Origin of the sequence: Enterocloster citroniae (genome assembly GCF_040545455.1) — a bacterium.
Classification (GTDB): Bacteria; Bacillota; Clostridia; order Lachnospirales; family Lachnospiraceae; genus Enterocloster; species Enterocloster citroniae.
Genome location: NZ_JBEPLZ010000004.1, coordinates 58870 through 82057, shown reverse-complemented (window position 1 = coordinate 82057; position 23188 = coordinate 58870). Strand labels below are relative to the sequence as shown.

Here is a 23188-nt window from a genome sequence, read left to right as displayed (position 1 = left end):
TCTATTTTATCGTTCAGCCCTCATAGGATTATTTAAGAAGTCTTTATAAGCCAGGCGGATACCATCCTCAAGTCCGGTCTTATATCTCCAGCCAAGCGCTTCCGCCTTACTAACATCCAAAAGTTTTCTCGGGGGCCCATTGGGCCGTGAAGTATCCCAGAGGATTTCTCCGGTGTATCCCACCACCTTTGCTACCAATTCAGTTAATTCCTTAATGGTCAGCTCTTTACCAGTGCCCGCGTTAACCGTCTCGTTTCCGCTATAATTATTCATAAGGAATACACAAAGGTCTGCTAAGTCATCCACATACAGGAATTCCCGCAATGGACTCCCATCCCCCCAGCAGGTAACAGATTCCCTACCCTCTGCTTTTGCCTCATGGAAACGGCGAATCAGTGCAGGGAGTACATGGCTATGGGTAGGATGATAGTTATCATTCGGACCGTATAAGTTTGTCGGCATCACACTTATATAATCCGTGCCATACTGTCTGTTCAGAAATTCACAATATTTAAGCCCTGAAATCTTCGCAAGGGCGTATGCCTCGTTTGTCTTTTCCAATTCAGAAGTCAACAGGCAGCTCTCCTTCATAGGCTGCGGAGCCATTCTGGGATAGATACAGGACGATCCCAGAAATTCCAACTTCCTGCAGCCATTCTTCCATGCAGAATGAATCACATTCATTTCAAGAATCATATTGTCATACATAAAATCCGCAAGAGAGCTTTCATTTGCAACAATTCCCCCGACTCTTGCCGCTGCAAGGAAAACATATTCAGGTTTTTCCTCTGCAAAAAAATTTTCTACGGCTTCCTGCCGGCACAAATTAAGTTCCTGATGAGTCCTCGTAATAATATTTGTATATCCCTGGCGCCGAAGTTCCCTTACAATTGCTGAACCAACCATGCCTCTATGTCCAGCCACATATATTTTTTCATATTTTTCCATCATAGTATGTTTATCCCCCTACTTAACAACACCCTTTTCCAGATACTCGGCCAAATTGCAGCAGATATGTTCCTCCGCCCTCTCCACAGCCACTTTCTCCATATCATGGTCAACCATAAGCTTTACAAGCTGCTCAAAGCTTGTTTTTGTGGGATTCCAACCTAACTCCGTCCTTGCTTTTGTCGGGTCCCCCCATAGATTCACTACGTCTGTTGGTCTGTAAAAATCCGGGCTTACTTCAATAAGGATCTTTCCGCTCTCCTGATCAATTCCCTTCTCATCAAGCCCCTCACCTTCCCATCGAAGTTCTATACCAACATAATGGAATGCCAGCTGACAGAATTCCCGTACGGAATGCTGGGTTCCGGTAGCTATAACAAAATCTTCAGGTCTATTATTCTGAAGAATCAGCCACATACACTCTACATAGTCCTTGGCATAGCCCCAGTCCCTTAGACTCGATAAATTGCCAAGGTACAGCTTATCCTGCTTTCCCTGCTTGATTCTTGCAGCAGCAAGCGTAATTTTCCTTGTGACAAATGTTTCCCCACGTCTCTCACTCTCATGATTAAACAAAATGCCTGAACAGCAAAACATGTTATATGCTTCCCTATATTCTTTTGTAATCCAAAAACCATACTGTTTAGCCACTGCATAAGGAGAATATGGATGAAACGGAGTTTTCTCGTTTTGAGGTACCTCCTCGACCTTTCCATAAAGCTCAGAAGTGGATGCCTGATAAATCCTGCAGGTATCTGCTAATCCACACTGTCGTACCGCTTCAAGAATACGGGTAACGCCAATTGCATCTACCTCTCCGGAATATTCAGGAACATCAAATGAAACCTGTACATGGCTTTGCGCCGCCAGATTATACAATTCGTCTGGCATTACCTTGTTTATGATACCAATAAGACTCATGGAATCACTCAAATCCCCATAATGGAGATGGAAATTTCCTTTTCCTTCCAAGTGAGTAATACGTTCCCTAAAATCCACACTGGAACGGCGTATCATACCATGTACGTCATATCCCTTTTCTAAAAGAAACTCCGCCAGATAGGATCCATCCTGGCCTGTTATTCCTGTAATAAGTGCTTTTTTCATAATGTTTTCCTCCATTTATTTCATCATTCAAGTAACGCCAAAAACTGCAATTAGCATAATATTGGTTTTTTCACAAAACAAAAAGCCTACGGATAATTAAATCCGCAGGTTCATATTAAAAAATTGCCGCAGGACATAATGCATCATGCAAACGTCCTCTGGCTATAGTTTTCATTTTTTTATATTGACTGAATAGTATGTTTTTTAAAATATTATTCTGTAAGTGTACGTATTATTTTTGCAGGCACACCTCCTACTATACAATTGGGAACCACATTTTTGTTTACTAACGATCCAGCAGCAATTATTGATGAATCTCCCACCGCAATATCCTCATAAAGCGTACTTCTTCCTCCAATCCATACACCATTACCAATTACAATTGTATAGTGTTTTCCTTGACCTGCCCTTCTATCTGTCCCTCCAATATCATGCGAACCGGAAAGTACACTAACATCAGGCCCTATATCACATTTATCTCCTATAATACAGGTCCCACTTCCATAAACAGAAAAATCCGTTCCTAGCCATGTACCTTCTCCAACTGTCAAATTTACAGCATCCCCTAGAATTAATGGCCCTACTACTTTAGTAGTGGATGCAATATTAACGTTTGCTAATTTCAAAACAAAACGCTTTAATCCCCACATACGGGTCTTTCTAGAAAATAAAAAATTAAATATTGGAAGAAAAAACTTTCTCCTAATCCTTTTTATCCGACTTTTTTCCACTATACCATATCTCCTCAATTTTTTACGAAGGCTACAATTTCACTACGCGATTTAGTACCTAATAGTATAATTCCTGTATATGTAATTATTGATGCAGACATCAATAATAATGTTAGCATTAAATCCATGCTAACCATTGACCGTTTGATTATATAACTAACAATTCCAACTAAAAATGAGAGTCCAAAATATGGAAACACATTCTTCAGCATTCCCCATGGAGAAATTTTGAGTACAAATCGCATAATTCCCATCTGAACAATATAATAGATAAGAGAATTAATTACCGTAACATAGCAGACTATTTTGAAGCCGTACACAGCACAAGTGTAAATGCTAATGCATAAAATACAATTGTTGACTGCAATAGATAACGCTGAAACAAGCGGTTTCTCTTTGGCCCTATATGCTTCCACGCAAAAAATACAAAATACATTTTCAACAACTATAGCACAACCATATAAACCGACAAACCAAGATACTTCTAACCATTGTGAACCAAGCAGAATACCAGTAACAATATCACTATACACCAACATAACCATCGCCATGGGGAATGCTATCATCGCCATTAACCGTTGTATCCTGAATAATAAATTTTCAAACTCCTTTTTTTGGTTTTTTACCCGGGACAGTCCCGAGTAAAGTACAGGAATAAGTGCTGAATATAATAACCCGATTATTGAATTGTCTATAGTTATTGGTGTTTTATACAACCCTAAATAGAATGGAGTAAATACACCCGATAAAATCAAAATGGCAGCATTGGATTTAAACCAAGTCATAAGGGTTTCCAACAAAGTAAAGCCACTAAAAGAAAACATATTCTTAAGTATGGAAAAATCAAAAAAGAAAGCAGGTTTCCATATTGGCCTCAAATTAAATAAGAGAGCATAAGTAAAGTCCCTGCATAATGTTCCAAAAATAACCGCCCAAACTCCTGCTCCCCAAAATGCCAGTGCAACTGACACAACCAGATTTATCACTGTTGCAGCAGTTCGTATTTTAAACAGATGCTTAAAGTCCAATTTTTTTCTTAACAATGCCATATGCATGCTTGAGAACGCAGTCATAAACAATGCCAGTGCTGCAACCACAAGAGCGTTTTCAAAACCTGATATGCCAATAATTGTAGCAATATTCACACGAAAGCAAACTATAACCAGCCAAATTATTGTAGAAATCGTCAGATTAAGCCAAAACCCAACGGTTGCATGGCGTTTAAGGTCTTGCTCGTCTGTGAAGGTATGCTGAATAATAAATTTATTACATCCACCATCTGTAAATAAATCAGAAAAACTGGTCACCATTGTAATTGATGCAATCAAGCCAAATGCTTCTGGTGTCAAAAGTCTGGCCAATAACATACTGGTGATAGGAGATACCAATTTTGACATTAACTCTGCTGTTGAGGACCATCTAACTGCTTTATTTATTTCTACATTATTACTCATGTAATTACGCCCTTTCACATATCTGTATCCGCCCGCATTTTCCCACTTCTACTACATCATTTAAAAGAAGTTCTCGAATAAGCTCAAGTAAACGACAGGCAGCATTTTGAGGGCTCCACTCCGTAGTAATAAAATGATATCCTGTTACACCTTTTTCCAATAAACTAGAATCATTAAGTGCTTTTTCTAATGTTCGTGTCAACCCTCTCTGTGTATTATCATACCAATAACCATTTAGATCATTTTCAACCAAATATTCTGTCGCTCCCATTGCTTTGCTTGCTATAATGGCACATGCACAATTTTCTGCTTCATTAATAACTGCTCCCCATCCTTCTAACCGATTACTTGTAGCAACAAATATATTTGCATTCATCATCAAATTGAGGACTTCCTCATTCCTCATCAGTCCGTGAACCTTAATTTGTCTTATATGATTATTCTCAACGTACCTCTTTATCTTTTTGAATTTTTTCCCATCTCCAACAATGTCCAGAGAAAAACTGTATCCCATTCTATGCAGTTTTTCTGTGGCTTTTATTATTTGCATAGGACGTTTCCACCAAATCATTCGTCCAACCCACAAAATCCGCTTTTCATCATGTACTTTTAATGAAAGGATTTCCTCCAAGCTTTCTTTTTTTGTCTCCGTTATATATCCAAACTTCCACATATGTTTATGATTAAACCCACATAAACGGAAGTCCTTAGCAACATATGCGCCCATACACAATAAATGGACATTCCTATGGTACACGGATTTGAAAAAAAATATATTCTTCCATAGCCTATAGTCAACAATTTTAGCAATACCCTTTTTAAAAAGGCGTTCAGACATTAATAAACATAGTCTATTTTTGTTTATCCGCTCATTTAACAGATTTATATCAATTGAACCAAAACTTACAATCACAGCTTCTGCCTCATCAATTAAACTTTGATAGTAAGTTCGTTTCAAGCAGAATTCTTCATGTGAAACAACAAAAGATAAATCCCTGTATTTGTCATACCCAAGTCCACTTCTCTCACTTGTCATTTTTCTGGTTTCAATGAAATAAAAATCCCCTTTATACTGTTTAACAATCTCGTTGCACAGTGGTATTGTATGTGGACTAACAAAATTACTTATAAATAAAATCATTCCATTTACCTCTTACAAGAATAATACTTTTTGTCTATATGCGGCATAGGCTCATAAATATCTTGATGAATGAATGAAAAATATAATCCGATACTTGCAAAATTAAACACTCCTGTTCCAATCATCAGAACCATATATACAACACAGAGCAGCTTACCAAATACCCCACATTTTCTGTAAGAAGATATTATGATCCAAAGCAACAATATAAGTCCTACCAATCCATCACCATATAAAATAGAATATAAAGATGAAAAATAAACAGTTGATGGTCTGTTTCCAAAACCTGTACCGATTATTTTATAAAAAATAGGCAATTCCTTATATAGTTCACCGGCTCCGCTATCTAATCTTCCTAAAACAGCTGTTCCCAATGATCCATCTGACTTGATATACCTTTGTAGCACAGTCTGCCCAACATCTGAATTTATATAAACATTAAGTGCGATAATAATTACGATGGCAACAATCGCACCAAGCAGCAGACTGTTTCGTGTGGTTGATATATTATGTTTAAATAGCATAAGCATGGCAGTAATTAATACGGTTATTGGTATCAATACAATACCTGTGCCAGAAGTCGACATGACAACTCCCAAAGTCATTACTGCTAATTGAAATCTTCTATATTTTTCAGTGTTAGCAGATAATAAATAAGTAAAATATACTAATGCATACGCACAAAAATGTGATGGTTCAAAGAAGAAACTTGTTGGCCTAAATAATATACTATACATAAATTCAAAATTGTAATCTGAGTATCCTTCTGCCGAAGCTAATGGAATATAAATACCATGAAGTATAATACCTGCCCCATAATATAATATACTTTGCAATATTATAAATGCTACGCATAGTAAACTGAATATCCGCAATGTCTTTATTGCAATCGTATAATCAAACCACTTTCTTCCTTGAACGATTACAATCAGCACAACTGCACATATCTTTAAAAATCTAAATGTTATTGAAAACAATGAAGTCTCCAATATTCCTGGATTAAAGGATGCGATTATCGTAAAAAGTAAAAACGCATATAACATGACAAGCCATTTCCAGATTAAATTATCCGCATAGATTTTTCTATCATTCAAAAACATAAACAGAAACAGTATCAATAATAAAAATGTTCCGAGTTCCACATTAGGAATCGGACTTTTATAGGTATTTATTGCGGGTAATATTGTGATTATCACTGTGTATAGTTTATATCCAATAGGTTTCTCGCTCTCAGCATATCTACCACGCATATAAATCCCTTTCTCTTTCAAAATTAAATATTTTTTGGGGTCCGCTTCCTAATCCCAACTAAATCTAACAGTCGAACAAAGATACACATCATCAATCCAAAATAACCTTTATATTCGTACCGATGCTGCATCCATACTTTACCCGGATAAATTACACGAACCAAATCCTTTTTCTTATCATACAATGCTGTCTGAAATAGCAGAAAACCTATTTTGGAAAATTTCTTTTCATGAGGATGAGGCAGTCCAGCGTCTGAGAGTAATTTCACTAATTTTTTGATATTTTTGGGCCTCAATTCATCCAACACCCATTGTGGAATCTGCGTATGCAGAATAACTGACGGTATATACAAAGAAAGGTATGTGGATGTGCATACATGCGCCTCCTTAACCTTTTTCAAAAATAACTCCCAATCAATATCCGTATGTGCAACAATACGGTCCACATCCATATGCAGCCGCATGCCCGGTGCACGGACATAGGAATGTTTTGCCGTATGAATGCATACCTGCAGCAAATTATCCTCTGGAGAAAGAACACGCACCTGTGTATCGCCTACTGTATGGGAGCGTCCAATAAAACCATTCGTATCCGGCTCTAAGTCAGGACGGATCCAACGGCCTGCAACCGCTCTCCATGCTAATTCAAACCATATCTTTTCACCGGTGGGCATTGTAATGAAATACTCCGTAGAACCATCCCTGTATGCTTCTTCCAATTTCTCTGCTTCATACTCACTTCTAAATTTAAAGGTAAAACCATTTTCTATTAAGAGTTTATGCGCTTGATAAAAATCAGTTTTTCTTATTAATGAATCAATATCCTCCATTGGACACTTAACTGTTTCTGGAATCATATCCATCATAATCCCGCCATTTTTTAGGATAACCATTGGTATTCCGTGATCCGACATAAGCTGACAAACCTGGATTGCTGTGTTTTTCAAAAAATCCAGCCGCCTTTTTTCTAAAAGAAACGCTTTCTCCCACTCATCAGGAATGGGCAGCCCCATAGATTTTGCATATGCACCAGTCACACCATGCAGTTCATGTTCGCGGCAAACCACAAACAGCTTCTTTTGATTTACTTTTCCGTATCGTTCTTTTATATCCTGATTTTCCTCTTCAGAGTGTTTTTCTCTTGACATGTCGAGCATGAGCCGATAAATATCATCGTCCAAAAAATTGAACAGCTTTTCCACTTAGTTTTATATCCTTTCTGCTTCATGGCCTATCCTGTACCACGTAATAAACATGCCACATGCTTCAGCCAATTCTTTAGATAACTGTCTCTATGATACTTCCTGTTTATCCACAACAATCTGGAAACAGCGTTTTGTATATTGTTTTTACAACGAAACAAAATTTTCAATGGGATATGCACAAATCCCATTTTGACCCATAATTCTATTCACAAGACAATCCATACTTCTTACCTCTCATATGCATTTCTAAACAGGCCAGGTATTCATCAAATTTGTCAGATCCAAAATCACCTGGCAAAGTTTCCAGTTCATTAAGCTGGAATATCAGGTCTTCCAAAAGAACACAGGCTTCTTTCTCTTTTGATTTTTCAATCTTACAGTAACTCCCAATACCATTTGGCCTAAGTCCTTCCATCAGAACAGCTTTATCATACCAAATACTTCGTTCTCCCCAGGATTCCCAGTCTATAATAAAAATTTTTCCTGTCTTATTCTCAACCCAAATATTTCCTGTCTGTAAATCCCCGTGGGAAAAAAGCAGCATGATTTCGTCTGCCATTCTTACCACTGATGCCAACTTACTTGCAATACATCTCACTGTCTCTTGTCTTCTCACCTTAACACTTATCTGTTTACATACCAAAGCATATAACTCTTCTGCATATTTTGAACCGCTGATTATACGCCTTCTATCCTTTGCATACTCATAAAACATATTATAGGCCCGATTGACATATATATCATAATCATCAGAGATACGGGCCAGGGGCCTTCCATCTATAATTTTCTCCATATAACGGTTAGGGGTAAATGAAATCAGCTGCGGCACAAAATCTGGTAATCCATTTTGGGTCCGAAAAAAGATTTCTCTTTGTAAATCGTCTTGTGGAAATCCATATTTGGGTATGACCTCTACTGTATTTTTTGAAAAGTTGAAAATCCTGTATTTTCTATTACACGGATATATTAATGTATTATCGTCAATCGCAGCATGTACCGTTATCTTCTTTGAACTCATACATCCGTAGCTGCTTAAACACAGTCCCACATATACACCCGTAAGAATTCTTTTCAAAGCATTATTCCGGACACTATACTCACATAAAAGATATTCCAACACCTTCCTGCTTGGCTTAGCAGTTACAATTGCATTTAACTGGGGATATATATATAACCTCGTATTCTGTGTTTTTTCAGTGTAATATCTGTCCAGCGTTTCATCGTTTATCCTATAGAAATCTTCTCTTAAAAGCATCTGACTGATTTTCATATACAAGCCTTTCTGATGTCATCGAAGACTTTATCAATCGTATTGGTTGCCTCAATACGCCACTGCCACACATTTCTCCCGGCTAAAAAATCGTACATTTCGATTCGTTTCCGCCTCACATCAATAGGCTCAGGAAATGGCTCGTCCTTTAAACCACTTCTGCGCATGGATTCCTCTGCTGGTATAAACATGACAATTGACGGATTCGGTTTCACCATGGTTTTCAATGTTAATCTCCACCAAAAGCCATGCTCAAAATCATATTCTGGGTATTTCAACTTAAAATCAATATATGTATCCCAAATATAACGATCACAGATTACTGTTGTTCCAAAAATCTCTTTTAATCGCAAAACCAGGGTATAATACAACCACAAATCCATCAATGATGCAATAAAAAGTAGCCTCCTCTTTATCGGGCTACCATTTACCTCCTCGGAAAACTTAATGCGCTCTTCTTTACTTATATTTTTTTCTTTCCTGAAAAATCTTTTTACCGCCTGGATTCCCGGGGTATATCCGCCACGGCTCCATATAACCTCACATTTTCGCCCTTTGCTTTTTAGTTCTTCACATAAAAGTTCAATTTGCGTTGATTTACCACAACAATCGATACCGCTTATTGAAATCATCTTCTTCCCCGCCTTTTCGTTTTACATTTTTCTAAAACGACCAGATATTGACGCGCTATGTAATCCGGCTTATAGATACCTTCATCAAACTTTACTTCTGATATATAGGCACTTTTTATTTTTCCTATCCATTCGTCTACCGAATAAGGATCCTCCACATAGCATGCCGCATTTTGTGTGATTTCCGGAATACATACCATGTTCGTAGTAATAACAGGCACACCTGAACTGATTGCTTCTACTAAGGGCATTCCAAAACCTTCAAAAACGCTTGGGAACAAGAATGCCTTACAATTGCTATACAGACAGTTTCGGACGTTATTTTCCACAAAGCCAGTTAAAACGAGTTCATCTGTAAGTGAATAGGATTTTGCCACTTGACGCAATTCCTCCTCCATACCGCCATTCACGCCACTGATTACCAGCTTGCAGGGAATATCCTGAATATTCTGTTTCTTAATCTCCCCAAACACCTTAACAAGGGTCACAAGATTCTTATGCGGATTTAACTTGGAAACCGTATAATAATATTCCTCTGGATTAATTCCATATTGCATCCTCATTCTGGCAAAATCACATTTATCAGATACATCAATCGTAATTGGATCATAAATGGTTGTCAGGTTATCCCCGGATATTTTATATGTATCTAAAATATCCTGACGGACAAAATTTGAAATACAGACAACCTGCTCCGATGTCCTTACCGTATTAAACCAGCTTATACGAAGCCAAATATTAGTCACCCAGGAATGATTTTCTGGAAAATGCAGTGCTTCCAAGTCATGAATAACTGTAACAAATTTTATTCCGCTAATATTGAAAAATGGTTTCGCATAAACGGGTTCCAAACAAAGCCCTATTCTGTTCTTTTTTAGAAAGCGGCTTAGGCATAAATTCTGCCATATAATCCTCTTAGGTACAGACCCTGCATTCACAGGCGCAATAATCAGATGTATTCTTTCATCCTCTTCATATTTTCTGAAATACTGCTCATTATCCAACGCAGCAATAATATACAATGAAAACGTATCCTTTGTCTCCATAAAGCCCTGAAGCAGGTTATGGGTAAAAGATTCTGTGCCTCCAACAATTTTATGACGAACCCAGGTAACATCCAAGGCAAACTTAATATTCATCCAATCTCCCCCTGCAGCATGTACCTCTTAAATAATTCTTTATACTGTTTCGTAACCGTTATACTGCTAAATTTCTCTTCCGCCGTTATTCTGGCACATTTCTTATAACGTTCAAGAGTTACTTTGTCCATATATAAATGTAAAATTTCCCTGGCAAGAGTATCTGCTGATCCATCTGTAACCGCAATACCTATCGGATTGTTTTCCAGCAAAGAATACAGATCATCCTTCTTGGTACAAATACCAACAATTGCTTCACCACAGGCCATCATGCTATAAACTTTACTCGGCATGAACAAATGGGCCATGCTCGCTTCCTGTGTCACAATCCCTATGTCGCCACAGGCCATTGAATACGGAAATATATTATCTGGCTGCAATGGAAATAGCTTTATGTTTTCCGATTGGTTTTCCTTAATAAACTGTTCCACTATTGGATATTTGGGACCATTTCCTATAAACACAAAGCAAATCTTCCTCTGATTTTGAAGTACCCTTGCAGCTTCTAATATAACCTCTATATTATGACCCATACCCATTTTTCCGGAATAAAGAACAATAAACTTATCGCATAGTCCGTATTCCTGGCAGAATGGATTTTCCTGTTTTTCCATTGGCTGTAATAGCCCTATATCCGCAGCAATCGGGATACAGGTAATCTTTATCTTTTCTCTAAGGCTACTTTTTATGGATACCGCCATCTGTTCCCCTATGGTTAACATTTGATTAACTTTGGGATAGTTTACAGAGTTCCATTCATGCCAGAGCCTGCAGATAACTTTTACTGCCGGATTCTTAATGGTACTTTCAATCACTTGCGGATATATGTCCCAATTCATATAAATAAAAGGGGCTTGAAACTTCTTTTTAAGTTTTAACCCTAAATATGCATTGATTGGTGGATTTGATACTGCAAATATTAAATCATAGTGCACGCTTTGATTTTCTTTCATCCACTGGTTTACAAAACGGAAATGTCTATACCAACATACAAGCCTGGATTTCAAACTGTCTGCTTCATGTTTGGGAGATTTAATAACATTCCCTCTGACATTGCTGCCAGTAATGATATCTATATGTACCCCTTCTTCCAATGCCTCAGCCAATACATCCACATACCACTGCGGTATCACTTGGGATACAATTAATACTTGTTTCTTCAACGCCATCTGACTACCTGCTTTTCCTTTGTTTCTACCACTGTTCTCAATACAAACCATCCTGATTTCTAAACCATACCGCTCTCATCCCAAGTTTTAGGGGGGCACTAAAATCCTTTTTAATATTATCCCCAACGTAACACATCTGGGTAAAAGCCACATTCAGCTTATCTGCCATCTGAATGAATGCTGCTTCATTTGGTTTTCTATATTTAACACCGCCAAGTTCGTCCGTAACAATAATATGGTCCATATATTTTCCTAATCCTAAAACCCGGATTTTCGCCCTCTGACCTTCTGGTCTGCCATCTGTAATGACACCTAGCTTATATCCATGACATCTTAGTTTTGTCAATAGTTCCATGACCCCATCATACAAATGAATATCCGGCTCATGTAAACGATATACCCCCAGACATCTCTGACGGATTTCCTCTGTATATATACCTTCCATGGAAAGGACTTCATCTATGGCAGGCTTCTTTTCCAAAAAAAGACGCCACAACTTCCTTTCTGCATTTTTCACCTGGGGAATGACCTTTGCTACCGCACGATATCCGCTTCGTATATATTCCTTTTCTCCATAAAGCGTATCATCAAGGTCAAATACTACAGCTTTCAGCCCTTCTGTATAGTTCAGTACATCTGCTATTTGATTTATCTCAATCATCTGTTACCTATCCTGGCTTTTCCCTTTTTCACACAGATACTCTGGTCAAAACGGCTATATATTTCTCCGTCCCTCGCTGCTTTTTCCACATACTCCATTCTCCCGCCTGTGAGCATTTTAATAACTGCTTCCGCACTGTCAGCTCCTGCCTTCATACTAAGAGGTGCGCCGCCGCCAAAACGTGGATTGATCTCTATATAATAGTCCTCCCCTGTATCTCCATCACGGATAAGCTGTACCGTAATCTGCCCACAAGGTTTAAAATCTTTGATTAACATCAATATTTCATCTATCATGGTATCATCTTGAATAATCTTTGTTTTAAGGACTTCCCCTGCACGGACTGCCAATCTCTCCCTGGGAGTAATATATACCGGGTTTCCATAATAATCACAGAATACATCAATCGTATATTCCCTGCCGCTTATGAATGGCTGGATAATGTAATCTTCAATCTTTTCTGCATACCGTTTTAAATCTTTTAAATTATCCACCCTGTAAGCATTCATGCTTGAACTGCCATCCTTGGGTTTTATAAAAGCGGGAAAATGCTGTTCTCCAGCCTTAAAGGCAGCTTCGTATTTTACCAAATCATTAAATGGTAACGGAGATTTTAATCCTAATGAAATAAGATAATCAGCAGTATAATTCTTGTCTCTGCAGAGTTTTACTTTATCTGCTGCGCTAATTAACACTTTTGTCCCAATTGCCTCAAATTGTTCCTTATTTCCTGCCAAAACCAACAAGTCTGTGTCAATCATCGGTATCAGACAATCTACCTTTTCTTCTTTACAAAGCTTAAGAAGCATTGGAATATACTGTCTATCTTCAATCCGGCATACGATTTGTGTTTTATCACAGAAATACAATGCCGGGGCATCTTCTGTTATATCTGTTCCCATGATTATTAAATCAACCTTTAACTTCTCTGCTGCACAGCGAAAGGCCTGCATCAATTCCACACGGCGTCCAACACTGGTAAAAAGTATTTTCATCCTGCTCTCCTTCTGTATTTCACCTGCTGAACAAACTTTTAGTCATTTGCTTCTTTTTCGGATATATGATTAGGTGTACCTGTAAAAAACTCCATTGTCGCTGCTGTTTGTGAATGGATTCCTTCACGTTTTAGAACCGTCTTCACTGTCTGAAATACGATTTTCCAATCTCCTATAAAGGTAATATGGTCTACATAATAGACATCTTTATCAAACTTATCTTCCCATGTAATAGAATTCCGCCCATGCACCTGTGCATAGCCAGTAAGGCCCGGCCTGACTTCGTGCCTTCTTGCCTGCTGTTCATTATAAAGAGACAGATAGGACACTAACAATGGCCGTGGTCCAACCACACTAAGTGTTCCATTAAGAATATTCCATATCTCTGGAAGTTCATCGATACTAAGCCGTCTGATTTGCATTCCAAATGGTGTAAGACGTTCCTCATCCGGCAAAAGATTACCATCAGCATCCCTTTCATCCGTCATTGTACGGAACTTATATAAAGTGAATATCTCCCCATTCAGTCCCGGACGCTTTTGTTTGAATAACACAGGTGTTCCCAATTTAATTCGCACAAGAATCATGATTATTAGCAGGATTGGGGATAGAACAATTAAAGCTAATAATGCACAGATAAAATCCTGTGGACGTTTTATATATTTCTCATAGAATCCTTTTTGATGAGGGATAAAATACTTATTATTTTTATGTATTGTCTTTTCCACCTTTTAATCCTCATTCAAAACAATTCTTAATTATCTCAATAATTGTTTCCTGCTGCGGGGCCGTCATCTTATTATCACTTGGCAGACACAATCCCCGATGGAAGATATCCATGCCTACATCTAACGGCATACCATCCTTTCCTTTGTTTCCACTTTCAAGATATGCATTCGTATTTGCTCTTGCGTTCCCATCACGGGTGATAAAGCCATTCATTCTATATATGGGCTGCATGTGCATGGGTTTCCAGATTGGACGGCCCTCTGCATTATATTTTGATAAATTTTCCAAGATCTCTGTCGGACAGCTTTTACCGGATTGACTGATATACAAAGCCTCTTTTTCTCCTCTGACCTGCTTACACATTGCCACCTCATCAATTAACATACAGCTCAGCCAGAAGTTAGGTTCCGATTTATTGCTGTCATATGGATTCATCCGAACCGGCAATCCTGACAGTCCCTTTTTATACCGCTCATATATTTCCTTTTTCTGCTTAATATGTTCCTCTAAATATGGATATTGCCCACGTACAACGCCTGCTATTAAATTACTCATACGATAATTGTAACCTAATTCCTCATGTTGGTACCAAGGAGCATTTTCTCTAGCCTGCGTAGACCATTTGCGCACCCTATTTGCCGCATCAAGGTCATCTGTCAGCAGCATGCCCCCTGATGAACCAGTAATGATTTTATTTCCGTTATACGAAATACAATTATACATACCAAAGTTTCCTGTTTGAATGCCTTTATATGTCGCGCCAAGTGATTCAGCAGCATCCTCTACAATCACAGCTCCATGTTTGTCACATATTGACTTGATCTCATCTATTTTGCCTGGTGTACCATATAAATGTGCTACTACCACTACCTTTACATCTGGATAAATTTCAAATGCCCTCTCTAATGCAGCAGGATCCATATTCCAGGTATCATACTCTGTGTCAACAAAAACCGGAATTCCCCCTTCATAGACAACTGGATTTACAGTGGCGCCAAAGGTTAGGTCGGAACAAAAAACCTTATCCCCGCATTTGACTCCTGCAAGCTTCACCGCCATATGTAATGCCGCTGTTCCGGTGGAAAGAGCTACAGAATACTTACATCCTATCTTCTCGCAGGTAAGGCGTTCCACTTCATTAATGTTGGCTCCTACTGTAGACATCCAGTTGGACTCATAGGCTTCCATCACATATTTTAATTCCGGACCGTGCATGGTCGGTGAACTAAGCCAAACCTTATTGGCAAACTTTTCATAACACTTTGTTGTATCCATTTTGTTTCCTCTCCAGTTCTTGATTGATATGGTATTTTTAACTACTCCCTATGCACAATCTCCAACCCTACCTTCACATCCATCCATCTGCCAAACATCTCAATCTGAATCACTGCAAGCCTTTTATGCCTGTCAATAGATGTAATCTTACCTTTAAATTTTGACAAAGGCCCAGACATTATGATAACCTTGTCACCTTTAATAATTCCCTTGGACATTTCAGCTAAATGGGAACTGCCTCCCATCTTCTGCAAAAACACCTTTTCTTCCTCTTTTATAGGAACAAATTCCATTCCATCTCCAAGAATTCTTGTTAATCCCTGTACTTTTTTCAATTCCCAGAACAGTACATCCACCTGTTCTGTAACAAGAAAGATATATCCCGGAAATAAAATATATTGTTCCTTATGCCATTCCCCTTGAAAGCGCTTCATACGTTCGTAGTATGGAATGAAACACTCCTTCAAAGCAGATTCATCTATTATCTTTTTACTTAACTGCAGTACTGCTTCTTCCCTTCCGGCTCTAACTTGTACTGCATACCAGTTTTCCATCTCCAATCCTCCCAATATGTTCCATGATCTAATTGAGAAATCTCAATCTGGATTAGACAGCATTGATTAAATAGGGCAGGCTTCGCCATTCCATGGACAGGATTACGATGCCCTGGATCAACCAAAGCAGGTAATGTTCTTTCCACAGATATAGCTTAACAATATAACAGGTATGATCCCAGAATGCGGCAAAGCGACAATTCTGCGTCCATACCCTTTTTCTCCCCTCTACTTGCCTCCCATGTTATACATTGCGATTCTTTTGTGAATAAAAGGCCTGTCCGCATTTAACACTGCAACACCGGGTTCCAAACCAGCTGCGGCTTCTGACGCAGCAATATCCGCATCCGAACCTTTATAATGGTATTCCGGCACCAGATCACAAACCATCTGCCGTATATTCCCTGTTTCATTCTGGGCAGCTTCCCCCAAGCGGTTAAGCGCTTTTTCAAACCGCTCATAATCCATCTGGATGGGTGTTCCTATCAATATCCGCTCATTTTCTGTTTTCTGAAGTCCTTCCTCATCCATGAGAAGTTCTTCATACAGCTTTTCACCTGGCCTTAGCCCTGTAAAGCAGATGTCTATATCCTTGTACGGTTCGTAGCCGGATAAACGGATCAGGTTCTCAGCCATGTCCAGAATTTTTACCGGCTTCCCCATGTTCAGTACAAAGATCTCTCCGCCCTTTGCGTAGGCACCGGCCTGTATCACCAGGCTTACGGCTTCCGGAATCGTCATGAAATAGCGTATGATATCCTTATGGGTAACTGTCACTGGGCCGCCGTTTTCTATCTGCTGTTTGAATAATGGGATCACGCTTCCGTTGCTTCCCAGAACATTTCCAAAGCGCACTGCAACAAACTCGGTCCTGCTCTTTTGATTGCTCATCTGTATAATCATCTCGCAGAGACGTTTGCTTGCTCCCATGATATTTGTCGGGTTTACCGCTTTATCTGTGGAGATCAGGATAAAGCGCCTGACTCCATATTTGATGGCGGCCCTGGTCGTCTTATAGGTTCCCATCACATTGTTTTTAACGGCTTCACAGGGGCTGTCCTCCATGAGAGGCACGTGCTTGTGGGCAGCTGCATGATATACAATGTCAGGTCTGTATGTACGGAACAGATCTTCCAGCCTGTTTGTATTGCGTACAGATCCGATCAAAACCACCAGGTCCAGCTGAGGGTATATGCGCCGGAGTTCCTGCTGGATCTCATAGGCATTGTTTTCATATATGTCAAATATGATAAGCTGTTTCACCTGATGTCCTGCCAGCTGTCTGCACAGTTCGCTTCCAATGGAGCCTCCGCCGCCGGTGACCAGGACCACCTTACCTTTTACATAACCCATGATCTCATCCAGATTGGTTTGGACAGGCTCCCTGCCCAGCAGATCCTCTATCTCCACCTTACGAAATCTTGAAATCGTAATTTCCCCATTGATAAGCTGATATACGCCGGGAAGCATTTTAACCTGACATCCTGTTTCCTGGCAGATCTTTAAAATGTCCCTTATATCCTCCGGGGAAGCCGTGGGAATCGCCACATAGATTTCGTCAATTGCCTTATCCCGGACAAGTTTTCCTATATCCTCACGGCTGCCTGCAATGGATACCCCATCTATGACACGTCCAAGTTTGTCCTTGTCGTCATCTACCATGCAAACAGGATATCCATGGAATTTTTCACTGGTTTTCATTTCCTTTAATATTAATGCCCCTGCCTGCCCTGCTCCAACGATCATCACCCGCGCAGGCCTGTTTTTTTCAAGAAAGCGGTTGATCCGGTTTATTATCTTTTGAAGCACCTGAAAACTGGCACGTCCGCTCATGGCTGCAAATGTTATCAGAACAAACCACAAAATGTAATAACTTTTTGGCATGCGCACTTCAAACATAAGGATCCCAACAGACTGTGCCAGGGCAGCAGCCAGACAAGCCAAAACCACCTGCAGCATTTCACGGATTCCTGATACACCCCACATAATGGCATAAAGATGCCCTGCATAAAAAACAAGGGATACCACTGCCATTTGAAGTAAGCCGTATTTCCACACTTCCCTGGCATACTCAATGGGAATTAAAGACAAACTCAAGTCAAATCGCAGTCCAAGGGCAAGGCATGTACAGATCCAGACCATTGCCATGTCATATACCCAAAGTATCCTCATCCTCACACGCTTGCTGTGGGGCAGGTACGCTTCTAAATCCAGTTTATTTTTACCTTTCACTTTCATAATCCCCTTTTGTGCCGTTGTACAGGGCCTTAACGTTTGTAGATTACGGAAAGAGTGCCTGAATTGGGAATATTAAACCAAAGCATCTTGGATGCGGTATCGATCCTGTTTGGCTGGATCAAAGTCCAGGTACCTGTCAGGTTATTGTAAAAAAGAACCTGCACCTCTCCCAGTCCGTCAACCAGGTTTGGAACATACAGCGGGACTTCCACCAGACCGGCCTTTTCCGTATTGGTTGCTGCATCCTTTGTGACGATGGCATGTGTTCCCACAAGTGCGTTATACCCGGTCAAATCCACACCTGGAACCACCTGGTTTAAAGGCTGGCCATTATTAATGCCATTGATTGCGTTTACAGCAATTTCGGGAAGACCTGCTACAGCGCTGCCCCCTCCCTGTACAAACTCAAGTGCCGTATTTCCCACAACGGCCTGACCTCTGCTGTTTGTGGTAACCGCTGTCTCGCCTGCAGTCTGTCCAACGCCAATTTCAACCGCATTGGCTCCCTGCCCGGATCCGGTTACAGAAGAACTGCCTGATGTGGAACCACCGCCCGTAACGCTATCCACCCGCTCCCCGATGTCATACTCACTATCCCCGCTGTTATCCCCGATCACCGGGCCTGTACCCGGGCTGTTGGCTCCATAGGAGCATACTGTCTGTGACGCTGCAAGTGCAGCAATTAATGCCATGGCTGCAATCCTTTTTTTCATCATTTCTTCCCTTCCTTTCTAACATCAGCTATTTATAATAAGTATTTATTACATACCTATTTTCATCTCTTTTTACCAGTGTATACAAGCTTAGTATTCAGATTAGTATTCATTCCTGCCGGTAAAACATATCCAAAATAACAGACTGTATCCCTGCCTGATCAGGATGGTACTCGTCATAGATCGGAGTCTCCTTTGCCTGGCCGGGAAGTGTGATCATATCTGCGGCTCCCACATCCTGCCCGCTGCCTAAAAAGGCCAGTGCCATATCCATGTATCTGTCTTTTGACATATCCGTTACCATATAGGGTGATATGTCGTTCATGATTCCCGGCACAAAGCTGTCACCCTCTCCAGCCTTTTCCACGGCAGCCCGCAGGAATCCTTGTATATATGATTTCTGCCGTTCCGCACGGTCCAGTGCGCTTTGGGCTTTCCCGGTATCCCTGTAACGGATGTATGCTTCCGCCTGCCTGCCCATGAGAGTGACTGTATTTCCGCAGATAAATTCAGGGTCAATCTGTTCCATTCCCTGATTCTCTATGGTTACGGCAACGCCCCCAACCCCGTCATTGATCACCGGCAGGGCGGACATGCTGACTGCCATGTATCCGTCAATGGACAGCCCTCCCAACAGATTGCTGACCGCTTCCGTCATGTACCGGCAGCTCTTTTCCCGGCCGTCTCCATAAGCATAGGCTAAGGTCAGGTGCTGAATATCCCGTCCCAGAATATTTCCGCTTAAATCAGTCAGCGTAATCTCCGTCATGGTATCCCTTGGTATCATAAGGATCCTCACCTTATCCCTGGCAATGTCCTGAGCAACAAGGAAAATTGCATCAGCCTGTCCTCCTGAGCCGGCAACTGTGGGTTCCTTCAGGCTTTGGGGCCTGTCTATACCCATACACAGTATGGCTTTTACATGGGCGTTGCGGCGGTATATTTTTCCCTGGTATTCAATCTTTTGCGATTCGCTTTCCAGGTTGTCTTCAGCCTGTTCCCGGCGCCACTGAGCCACATCTTCCGCCGATGTCATCTTCTCAGCATACAACCGGCTTGTGTTGTGAATAAAAAACAGAGTCAGCAGTGAGAGGAATGCAACAACCGCCTTCTTCCAATTCTTATGGTTTGGATTCTTCCTGTTTTCTGTTTGCTTCATATATGTTATTACCCATTTCTGTCCATAGACTTATGCCTCTATACCCCCCCCCCCCGGTATTTCTGTAATATTTCCCATAGTATTTCCCATAATATTTTTTGTAATATCCATTCTCATATTCCTTGTCTACCCGGTTCAACACAGCTCCCAAAATACGGCACCCGCTCTTTTCCAATTGACCTTTTACTTTCTGGACCAAATGATAGCTGATAGTACCGCTCTCTATTACAATGACTGCCCCGTCGCATTGATTAGCAATAATGGCCCCGTCAATGAGATTTGCCATTGGCGGTGTGTCAATGATGATGTAGTCATATCTTTCCTTAGCTTTTTCCAACAATTCCCGGAACAATGAGTCTTCCAACAGTTCAGCCGGATTTGGGGAATAGGGACCCGCAAGGATGATGTCAAAATTTTCCACGTCAGTGGCATAACAGATCTCATCCAGGGATTTTTGTCCGCTGAGATACTGGGAGAGCCCATTGGGATTGCCCTTGATCTCATACCTTTTTATCAGTACAGATTTGCGTATATCCGCATCGATCATCAATACCTTTTTTCCTATGCTGCCAAGGGAGGCGGCCACTGAAAATGTAATCTCACTTTTCCCCTCATTGGGCAGTGAACTTGTGAACATGATGGTTTTCAGGCTGCTTCCGCAAAACTGCATATTGGTCCGGAGCGTTTTGATGGACTCTTCAAAATGATAATTCTTCTCCCCTGTATTTTTCAGATTTAATATTTGATCCATACCTTGTCTCTCTCCTCTCAGCCCTTTTTTGATATGGGCTTCTGTTTTTTCCGGCTTTTCTTTCGCTTGTTTTTTTGGACCAACGGATTATTTTCCGCTTCCCCATTTTCAGGTATGGCGGCCAGAACACTGATTCCCAGATACCGGGACACATCTTCCTCAGAGCGTATGGTATCGTTCATAATAACCTGGAGGGATATGATACCGCAGGCTGCCACGATCATGGCCAGCCCTCCCAGCGCCGCGTTTTTCTTTATATTAGGGGATGTAGGGACAGAGGGAACCACACCGTTCTCTATGATCTTAGGCGGGATCATTTCCATAATATCCCCAATGTAATCTGAGGACGCCTTGGCCACCGCATCTACAATGGCCTTGGCTCTTACCGGATCGGTGTCTGATACTGACATGTTTAGGATCCTTGTATCGGCAGGGTTGGAGATGCGTATCATATTTTTTAATTGGGTGTATGATAGATTCAGCCCCTGATTTTCAATCACCTGTTCCAAAACCGGCCTGCTGGTGATCATTACACTGTAATCCTTTGTGAGCTGGCTTCCTATCTGCAGATCGGCCAGGGAGGTCAAAGTTGTCTCCTTTGACAGTACATACACCATGGAGGTGGACGTATACACTGGTTTTAAAATCATTTTGCTGTATATACCGGATCCGAGGCATCCCGCCAACGCGGCCAAAATGATCACCCATGCTTTTTTCTTAAATACAAACAATAACTCCAATATATCAATTTCAATTTCGTTCTCGTTCCGATCTTCATATATGTTGTTTTCCATTGCTGTTACCTTTTCCATACTTTCTTTTGCTATATCATTCTGTCCAGAAGAATGAATTCAGGATTTACCATGGTCACCTGAAGCGCTGTGTTCCCCCCTATATTGCGTTCAATCCATGAAATTGCGTTTTTGATGTCCGGTGGTCGGTTCCATGGATTATGCATATCAGTGGCAATGAAATGAATGATCCCTTTTCTTAAGCATCGCTTACACCTCCTGGCACGTTGATCCGTCCATCCGCCATCCAGACTCCGGGAATTCATCTGAAGATATGCCCCGCATTCAACCAATTCCGCCAAATCCTCCAGATGGTTAAGGGATGTATAACGCTCCACATGGGCGATTACGGGAAAATAGGAAGCCTGTATCAACTGGCGCACTGCCCTTTGGATCCTGCCCAGGCTGTCCGATGGTTCAAATTCCACCAGCACATATCTGCTTCCGGCCAGGGTAAGTGCTTTATTCTGGTCCAGATAAGCTGTAAGGTTTTCAAAATACATGATCTCCTGCCCAAGGCTGACCCCATAATCCTGTGCAATGGATTTTGCCTCCAGATCCAGGCGTGAGCCTAAATCCTGAAGTTTTTCCACATCCTGTTTATATGTATAATGAGGGGTAGCTATGATGTGCCGTATCCCCTGGTCATATGCCAGCTTTAACAGTGCCCTGGATTCCTCCCAGTCCCGCGCCCCGTCATCCACTCCAGGCAATACATGGGCATGTATATCGATCCATCCTTTATTCAACATGATTTCCTTCCTCCAGCACCTCGCTCATGCATTCATGGATCCCTCGGATCACATCGATCCCGCTTCTGAAACTCATCTGCTTTTTAGCATTTCTCAGTATGCCCTGAATACTTGCGTTCCGCCTGGAATATACTCTGATGGAAAAAAGATGTTTGGCCGCGCATATGTTGTTGGGATTGAATTTAACAGGCTGAAATTTTTGATCAGATTCCATGTGTGGTAAATCTTTTTTTGTTTTTCTTGCAGAAGAAATATTCACCATATGCCTGTATTCATTACACTTGCTCGGCACACCTGCCATGTCCATAATGCGCTCAAGCTGTATCAGCATATTGTCAAGGCCAAAGAAGGGGAACGGCTGCTCCTGGTAGAACGTCTGCAGATAGCCTTTTGCGATACTGTTGTAATAACATTCGATCACAATAAATATGGTGGCTGTATATTCGGGATATTTTCCGCCGTCCCTTGGGATATCGTCTTCCGCAATGATGTAGTCTTCAAGCATTCCCGCGTCCATACATCTT

At 40.7% G+C, this 23188-nt stretch carries 23 protein-coding genes; all 23 read right to left on the bottom strand.

Translation table 11 applies throughout. The features are described from left to right. Window positions 1-6 precede the first annotated feature (6 nt). On the bottom strand, window positions 7-948 hold the full coding sequence (locus ABID13_RS06315) for a GDP-L-fucose synthase family protein (RefSeq protein ID WP_330412779.1): 942 nt from the start codon (window positions 946-948) through the stop codon (window positions 7-9). Window positions 949-966: 18 nt separating this feature from the next. Beyond that, window positions 967-2058 carry a GDP-mannose 4,6-dehydratase gene (gene gmd / locus ABID13_RS06310; protein WP_048930539.1) on the bottom strand — a complete coding sequence of 364 codons (1092 nt, stop codon included), beginning with the start codon at window positions 2056-2058 and terminating at the stop codon, window positions 967-969. A gap of 209 nt (window positions 2059-2267) precedes the next feature. After that, window positions 2268-2786 carry an acyltransferase gene (locus ABID13_RS06305; protein ID WP_048930436.1) on the bottom strand — a complete coding sequence of 173 codons (519 nt, stop codon included), beginning with the start codon at window positions 2784-2786 and terminating at the stop codon, window positions 2268-2270. Window positions 2787-2800: 14 nt separating this feature from the next. Continuing rightward, the gene (locus tag ABID13_RS06300) at window positions 2801-4240 is read right to left on the bottom strand and encodes an oligosaccharide flippase family protein (protein WP_082173940.1); all 1440 of its coding nucleotides are present in this window, start codon (window positions 4238-4240) and stop codon (window positions 2801-2803) included. 4 nt (window positions 4241-4244) lie between these two features. After that, the gene (locus ABID13_RS06295; RefSeq protein WP_048930434.1) at window positions 4245-5381 is read right to left on the bottom strand and encodes a glycosyltransferase; all 1137 of its coding nucleotides are present in this window, start codon (window positions 5379-5381) and stop codon (window positions 4245-4247) included. 5 nt (window positions 5382-5386) lie between these two features. After that, window positions 5387-6631 (bottom strand): hypothetical protein, encoded by a 1245-nt coding sequence (locus tag ABID13_RS06290; protein WP_152649031.1) that lies wholly within the window; start codon window positions 6629-6631, stop codon window positions 5387-5389. A 23-nt stretch (window positions 6632-6654) separates the two neighbouring features. Next, the gene (locus tag ABID13_RS06285; protein ID WP_048930433.1) at window positions 6655-7833 is read right to left on the bottom strand and encodes a nucleotidyltransferase family protein; all 1179 of its coding nucleotides are present in this window, start codon (window positions 7831-7833) and stop codon (window positions 6655-6657) included. A gap of 205 nt (window positions 7834-8038) precedes the next feature. After that, the gene (locus ABID13_RS06280; protein ID WP_048930432.1) at window positions 8039-9106 is read right to left on the bottom strand and encodes a protein kinase family protein; all 1068 of its coding nucleotides are present in this window, start codon (window positions 9104-9106) and stop codon (window positions 8039-8041) included. Continuing rightward, window positions 9103-9738 (bottom strand): dTMP kinase, encoded by a 636-nt coding sequence (locus tag ABID13_RS06275; protein ID WP_048930431.1) that lies wholly within the window; start codon window positions 9736-9738, stop codon window positions 9103-9105. Before ABID13_RS06275 ends, ABID13_RS06280 begins: the two co-directional genes overlap by 4 nt. Further along, window positions 9735-10877, bottom strand: coding sequence for a glycosyltransferase family 4 protein (locus ABID13_RS06270; protein WP_048930430.1), 1143 nt, complete (start codon window positions 10875-10877; stop codon window positions 9735-9737). Before ABID13_RS06270 ends, ABID13_RS06275 begins: the two co-directional genes overlap by 4 nt. Beyond that, the gene (locus ABID13_RS06265; RefSeq protein ID WP_048930429.1) at window positions 10874-12046 is read right to left on the bottom strand and encodes a glycosyltransferase family 4 protein; all 1173 of its coding nucleotides are present in this window, start codon (window positions 12044-12046) and stop codon (window positions 10874-10876) included. Before ABID13_RS06265 ends, ABID13_RS06270 begins: the two co-directional genes overlap by 4 nt. Window positions 12047-12083: 37 nt before the next feature. Further along, window positions 12084-12707 (bottom strand): HAD family hydrolase, encoded by a 624-nt coding sequence (locus ABID13_RS06260; RefSeq protein WP_048930428.1) that lies wholly within the window; start codon window positions 12705-12707, stop codon window positions 12084-12086. Next, window positions 12704-13702: an ATP-grasp domain-containing protein gene (locus tag ABID13_RS06255; protein ID WP_048930427.1), complete on the bottom strand. Its 999-nt coding sequence runs from the start codon at window positions 13700-13702 to the stop codon at window positions 12704-12706. The genes ABID13_RS06260 and ABID13_RS06255 overlap by 4 nt, the downstream gene beginning before the upstream one ends. A gap of 38 nt (window positions 13703-13740) precedes the next feature. Beyond that, window positions 13741-14430, bottom strand: a complete 690-nt coding sequence (locus tag ABID13_RS06250; RefSeq protein WP_276325543.1) for a sugar transferase — start codon at window positions 14428-14430, stop codon at window positions 13741-13743. A gap of 10 nt (window positions 14431-14440) precedes the next feature. Next, window positions 14441-15706, bottom strand: coding sequence for a DegT/DnrJ/EryC1/StrS family aminotransferase (locus ABID13_RS06245; protein ID WP_048930426.1), 1266 nt, complete (start codon window positions 15704-15706; stop codon window positions 14441-14443). Between the two features lie 41 nt (window positions 15707-15747). Continuing rightward, complete coding sequence (gene loaP, locus ABID13_RS06240) at window positions 15748-16260, bottom strand: antiterminator LoaP (protein ID WP_048930425.1); 513 nt, start codon at window positions 16258-16260, stop codon at window positions 15748-15750. A gap of 228 nt (window positions 16261-16488) precedes the next feature. Continuing rightward, window positions 16489-18498, bottom strand: coding sequence for a polysaccharide biosynthesis protein (locus ABID13_RS06235; protein WP_416387691.1), 2010 nt, complete (start codon window positions 18496-18498; stop codon window positions 16489-16491). 29 nt (window positions 18499-18527) lie between these two features. Next, window positions 18528-19211, bottom strand: a complete 684-nt coding sequence (locus ABID13_RS06230) for a hypothetical protein (RefSeq protein ID WP_048930536.1) — start codon at window positions 19209-19211, stop codon at window positions 18528-18530. Window positions 19212-19320: 109 nt separating this feature from the next. Continuing rightward, entirely contained in the window at window positions 19321-20370 is a 1050-nt protein-coding gene (locus ABID13_RS06225) for an LCP family protein (RefSeq protein WP_048930424.1), read from the bottom strand. Beyond that, window positions 20333-21121 (bottom strand): CpsD/CapB family tyrosine-protein kinase, encoded by a 789-nt coding sequence (locus tag ABID13_RS06220; protein WP_048930423.1) that lies wholly within the window; start codon window positions 21119-21121, stop codon window positions 20333-20335. The genes ABID13_RS06225 and ABID13_RS06220 overlap by 38 nt, the downstream gene beginning before the upstream one ends. Before the next feature lie 17 nt (window positions 21122-21138). Continuing rightward, window positions 21139-21915 carry a YveK family protein gene (locus ABID13_RS06215; RefSeq protein WP_048930535.1) on the bottom strand — a complete coding sequence of 259 codons (777 nt, stop codon included), beginning with the start codon at window positions 21913-21915 and terminating at the stop codon, window positions 21139-21141. A gap of 29 nt (window positions 21916-21944) precedes the next feature. Continuing rightward, the gene (locus tag ABID13_RS06210; RefSeq protein ID WP_007871023.1) at window positions 21945-22664 is read right to left on the bottom strand and encodes a CpsB/CapC family capsule biosynthesis tyrosine phosphatase; all 720 of its coding nucleotides are present in this window, start codon (window positions 22662-22664) and stop codon (window positions 21945-21947) included. Continuing rightward, on the bottom strand, window positions 22654-23181 hold the full coding sequence (locus ABID13_RS06205; protein WP_048930422.1) for a hypothetical protein: 528 nt from the start codon (window positions 23179-23181) through the stop codon (window positions 22654-22656). The genes ABID13_RS06210 and ABID13_RS06205 overlap by 11 nt, the downstream gene beginning before the upstream one ends. Between the last annotated feature and the right edge of the window lie 7 nt (window positions 23182-23188).